This is a genomic window from Sphingomonas sp. (assembly GCF_048595155.1).
Taxonomy (GTDB): Bacteria; Pseudomonadota; Alphaproteobacteria; order Sphingomonadales; family Sphingomonadaceae; genus Sphingomonas_I.
The window spans coordinates 1-5,009 of the sequence record NZ_JBMDXN010000115.1 but is presented as its reverse complement, the minus strand read 5'-3'; the positions used below and the strand labels follow the sequence as shown (position 1 = coordinate 5,009).

The window sequence follows — 5,009 nt, the reverse complement described above, 5'->3', positions numbered from 1 at the left end:
CAGGCTTTTGCCGGCATGAGCTGTGAGGAACTTAATGGTTTAAGGGCGACTATCGAGACGCTGAACGCTGAGCAGGAGCTGCAGAATGCCCAGCTACAACTCGTCGCGAATCGTTACCAGGTGTACGTGTCCCATGCGCAGTTGCTCGCCGCGATCGGCAGCCTCAGTGCGCAAGCTATCGCCGACAATGTCAAAGTCTACGATCCCGATGCCAATTTCCAACGCGTCCGCCTCCGTGGCGCAACACCGCTGGATCTCCTTGGCCTCGGTCTTGATCGGATCGGATCGGCAAGTCCGCGCGGCCCATTCTCTCCTGATCTAGCGGGCGCGAACGTCCCACGGCCGGAAGATGTAGGGGCGCTCGCATCAGCACCCGGTACTGATCTCATGAACCGCAAATTGACACCGATCACGCAGAGTCAGTTACGGCTTCCTAACGGAGACCCCGCGCGCTGCCCCCTGTCAGGACCAAGGCAACGTCGATAGTGTGCTTCTTCGATATTCGTTACACCAAGACGCCTCTGCTCGGCGCTGCTTCCGCCCAAGGACTGATTTGATATGGCGACCCGAACACCGCCCGGCGCTTCCCACGCCATTCCTAGTCCGTTGGCGCGCGCGCTACGTCTCGGCTTTGCCCCAATCGGTGCAGCTGCTTTGTTCAGTCTTGTTTCCAACATGCTGTATCTGGCGCTGCCGATCTACACGAACCAGATCTACAGCCGGGTCCTGACGAGCCAGTCCGGCTCCACCTTGGTGGTCTTGTCGCTCGGCTGCGCGTTCGTCTTCCTGATCTCGTCCATCATTGATCATTATCGGGCGCAGGTGTTGAGCGGTTTCGGCGTTGTATTCGATCAACAGCTTGCCAGCCGCACCTTCGCCGCCTTGTTCGACGCGGTGGTGCGTCGTCGTGGGACGCGCGCCCAGGCCCTGCGCGATCTGGATGCCGTTCGGGCCGCAATTGGCGGCCCTGCCATCAACATCCTGTTCGATTTACCCTGGATCCCTATTTTCCTTCTGATCCTGTTCTTCATCGATCCGACGATCGGCATCGTAACCTTGGCAGGCGGTGTGGTTCTGGTCCTGCTCGCCTTTCTTCAGGATCGTGCGACGCATGGCGCGGTGAAGGAAGCAAGTGACGCGGCCATCGCCAGCTACAGCTTCACCGATGCGGCCCTGCGCAATGGCGAAGTTGTGCGCGCCTTGGGGATGCTGCCGGTGCTCGGGCGGCAATGGGCACGCAACCGCTTCGTCTCGGTCTCGGCAGGATCGAAGGCAACGCAGCGGGGCGGCGTTTACACATCAGCCATCCGGTTCGTTCGGATGCTGATCCAGATCCTGATCGTCGCGGTCGGCGCGTGGCTGGTCGTAGAGCGGAAAATTCCGTCGGGACTGCTGTTTGCCAACATGATTTTGGCCTCCCGCGCACTTGCCCCCTTGGAGCGCGTGGTAGGATCCTGGAAATCGCTGATCGATGCCTTCGAATCCTACAAGCGCCTCGATCGCATCCTTCTGGAATACGAGCCGCCCACGCCGGTTACCCAATTGCCTCAGCCCAAGGGCTTCCTCCGGGTTGAACAGGTGAGCTTTGCCCCGGCGGGCGCACCGGCCCTCGTTCTGAATAATCTGAGCTTCAAGATCGAACCAGGCGACTTCGTTGGCGTGATCGGCCCGTCGGGCGCCGGAAAATCCACGCTGGCGCGATTGATCGTGGGTATCTGGAAGCCCAACAGCGGCACCATCCGCCTGGACGGGGCCGATGTATATTCATGGGACCGCGAGGATTTCGGGCGTCATGTGGCCTATCAACCGCAGGACACCGAACTGTTCGCGGGAACCGTCAGAGACAATATTGCGCGCTTCTTACCAGATGCCACGGACGCGCAGGTGGTAGCAGCTGCGCAGCTCGCGGGTGCGCACGAACTGATCCTGCGTCTGCCCAAGGGCTATGAGACCGAATTGGGGGAAGGCGGCATGGTCCTGTCCTCCGGGCAGCGCCAGCGCGTCGGGCTTGCTCGCACCTTGTTCGGCGATCCGAGTCTCATCGTGCTGGATGAGCCCAATGCCAATTTGGATACGGAAGGCGAAAATGCGCTGATCGCCGCGCTGGGCAAAGCCAAGGCGCGCGGAGCAACCATCATCCTTATCTCGCACAAAATTCCTATCTTCACGCATGCGACCAAGGTGCTCGTTCTCATGGCCGGCAAGGTGACAGAATATGGGCCGCGCGACGAAGTGCTCGCTCGCTTCCTGCCGAAGCGGTCGCCGGAGCCGGCCGCTGACCGACCCAAGCTTTCGGAGGTCGGCTCGTGAGCGCGCTTGGCGACATCATTCGTCAGGTTCGCCGCGAACCCGCCGTTCCGGCAGAGCCGGATCCCGGATTTGCCGAACTCGATCGCGGCGAAGGCGAGATCATTCGCCTGCGCCTACGCAGGCCGATCGTGGCAGGGTCGATCGTCGTCCTCGTCCTGGTCTTCGGCTTGCTGTTGTGGGCCTTCTTCGCGAACATCACGGGCGCCGTGGTAGCGGCCGCCCAAGTCCGCGTGGAAGGCAACAGCAAGGTCATCAAGCATCGCGACGGCGGGATCATTCGCCGCATCTATGTGCGGGAAGGTCAATTCGTACGGCGTGGCCAATTGCTGATGCAGCTGGATCCTGTGCAGGCTGAATCCACGGTCGCGGTGTGGCGGGCGCAATATGACAGCGCTTTGGCTGATATTGCACGGCTCCAGGCCCAGCAATCAGGATCGATGGAGATCCGGTTCCCACAGGAATTGCTGCGACGCCAGTCCGAGCCGCAGGTGGCGGCTTTACTGGCCGGGCAGCGCTCGCTGCATGCATCGACGATGCTGCTTTACACCAGCCAAGCGGCAGTCCTGCGCAGTCAGGCAGCGCAGATGCAGACCCAAATTCAGGGCATGCAGGCGCAGATGACCTCGATCGACATGCAATCGGGTTCGATCGCCGACGAGCTGCGCGGCGTGCGGGAACTGAACGACCTTGGTTATGCGCCGAAGACGCGTCTTTCCTCCCTCCAACGCAGTGCCGCGCAACTGAAAGGCCAGAAAGGCTCCGTCGTATCGGATATGGCGCGCGCCCAGCAGGCCATCGGCGGCGTGCGTATTCAGATCGCACAGCTGGAAGAAAAGCGTCAGGCAGAGGCGGCGAGCGGCATCCGCCAGGACCAGGACAAGCTTACCGAAGCCGCGCCGAAACTGCGCGCCACATCCGAATCGCTCTACCAGACCGCCGTTCGGGCCCCGGTTGACGGCTATGTCTTCAACCTGACCCAATTTACGGAAGGCGGCGTTGCCCAGCCGGGAGAGCGCTTGCTCGACATCGTTCCCAACGGAACGCCGATGGTCTTGTATGCCCGCGTGAAACCGAACGATATTGCCGACGTACGTGTCGGCATGCCGGCGCGGGTCACGCTGACCGCGTACAATCCCCGCACAACGCCGCAGATCGACGGAAAGGTGACGTTAGTGTCCGCGGACGCGACATCTGACGAGCAATCGGCCAACCGCGAATCTTTCTATGCGGTCGAGATCAAGGTCGATCCGGATCAGTTAGCCCGCATCGGTAATGGGGTTCATTTGACCCCTGGCATGCAGGCCCAGGTCAACATCGTCACCGGATCGCGGTCGATCATGGATTATCTGCTGGGTCCGCTGACACAGGCGATGCGAACGGCCATGCGCGAAAAGTGAGCCAGGGCGCGGGAGATCGGGGGATCGCGGACGAGAAGCGCGTCGGCTTTCTTGTTGGTGGCGTGCAGAAGAGCGGTACGACCGCGTTGTTCGACTATCTTGCCGAGGTGCCCGCCCTTGAACTGCCCAAGATCAAGGAGGCCCATTTCTTCGACGACGAGGAAAGGGTCGACTGGCAGGCACCCGATTACGCGCCCTATCATAGCCTTTTCGCCGATCGCTCCCGCCTGTGGGGCGAAGCGACGCCTATCTATCTCTACTGGCCGAACGCGCTGGAGCGGATTCGAGCCTATAACCCCGCGATGAAGCTGATCTTCATCTTCCGCGACCCCGTCGAGCGGGCCTGGTCGCATTGGAAGATGGAATATGCCCGCGGCAAGGAAACAGAACCCTTTGCCTGGTGTATCCGGGATGGGCGGGCCCGCATGGCCAGTGGACATCCCTACCCCGGCTTTCACCGTGTTCATTCCTACGTCGAACGCGGCTTTTATGGGCGGCAGCTTGCCCGCGTGTTGCACCTATTCCCCCAAGAGCAAGTGCTTCTGTTGGCTTCCACCGCGTTGGACCGTGATCCTAATGCGGTGATTCGTGTCGTGTGCGACTTCTTGGAAGTTCCCATGGCCACAAAGCCTCTCTCCCGGAGGAGATCTCGTCCCGCAGCTAACATAGATTATAAATCTACGTTAGCTGAAGATGATGTTCTCCTCCTTAGAAGATGTTTTCGGGAGGAGATGGAGCGCTTCGCGCAGATCGCTCCAGATCTGCCAAATTGGATGATCTAACGTCATCACTTTCTGCTCCCGCCCCTAGGAACCATCACGGCTCGAAAAGCGTATAGGGAACCTGGGCCGGCATATCGCCAACTCGGTGGAAAGTTGGCCCTATCTACGGCGGGAGTCCTCTCTTCTTTATTAGTTGCACGGGTATGGAAGCTTAGCTAAGCATCTGGCGCGCTCGCTTGTTCTGGCTTCACCCCGGTGTAGTTGGGCATGAGCGGGGGGCGCCTCCGGCTATCTTTAGGGAGGGGGGGGCTTTGAAATTCGCCCGGACTGTAAGGTTCATTTGGAGGCTTAAATGGCTAATTATTTCTTCGAGACGATGTCTGATGCGGACGCCGTCGGCTTTGGTGCCGCCGATCGCCTGATTTTCAACACTGCGACGGTCAGTTCTCTCTCAGTCACTGACAACCCCGCGACCAGCAACAACGCCGGTAGCACGGTTGAGACCGTCACGCTGGCCTCGGGTGACGTGAGCCATACCTACGTCGCCAGCGCGCTCGCTGCAGCATCGGCAGCGGACAAC

General features: G+C 60.5%; 4 protein-coding genes and 1 pseudogene. All 5 read left to right on the top strand.

Features of this window, described 5'->3' with window-relative positions; translation table 11 throughout:
• Window positions 1–486, top strand: a pseudogene (locus ACOJSI_RS18930) (hypothetical protein); the annotation flags it as partial.
• A 72-nt stretch (window positions 487–558) separates the two neighbouring features.
• On the top strand, window positions 559–2,310 hold the full coding sequence (locus tag ACOJSI_RS18925) for a type I secretion system permease/ATPase (RefSeq protein WP_420139875.1): 1,752 nt from the start codon (window positions 559–561) through the stop codon (window positions 2,308–2,310).
• Window positions 2,307–3,707 (top strand): HlyD family type I secretion periplasmic adaptor subunit, encoded by a 1,401-nt coding sequence (locus ACOJSI_RS18920; RefSeq protein WP_420139874.1) that lies wholly within the window; start codon window positions 2,307–2,309, stop codon window positions 3,705–3,707. Before ACOJSI_RS18925 ends, ACOJSI_RS18920 begins: the two co-directional genes overlap by 4 nt.
• Window positions 3,704–4,489: a sulfotransferase domain-containing protein gene (locus tag ACOJSI_RS18915; RefSeq protein ID WP_420139873.1), complete on the top strand. Its 786-nt coding sequence runs from the start codon at window positions 3,704–3,706 to the stop codon at window positions 4,487–4,489. The genes ACOJSI_RS18920 and ACOJSI_RS18915 overlap by 4 nt, the downstream gene beginning before the upstream one ends.
• A gap of 292 nt (window positions 4,490–4,781) precedes the next feature.
• Window positions 4,782–5,009: hypothetical protein (locus ACOJSI_RS18910; RefSeq protein ID WP_420139872.1), on the top strand; the 228-nt coding region annotated here is incomplete at its 3' end.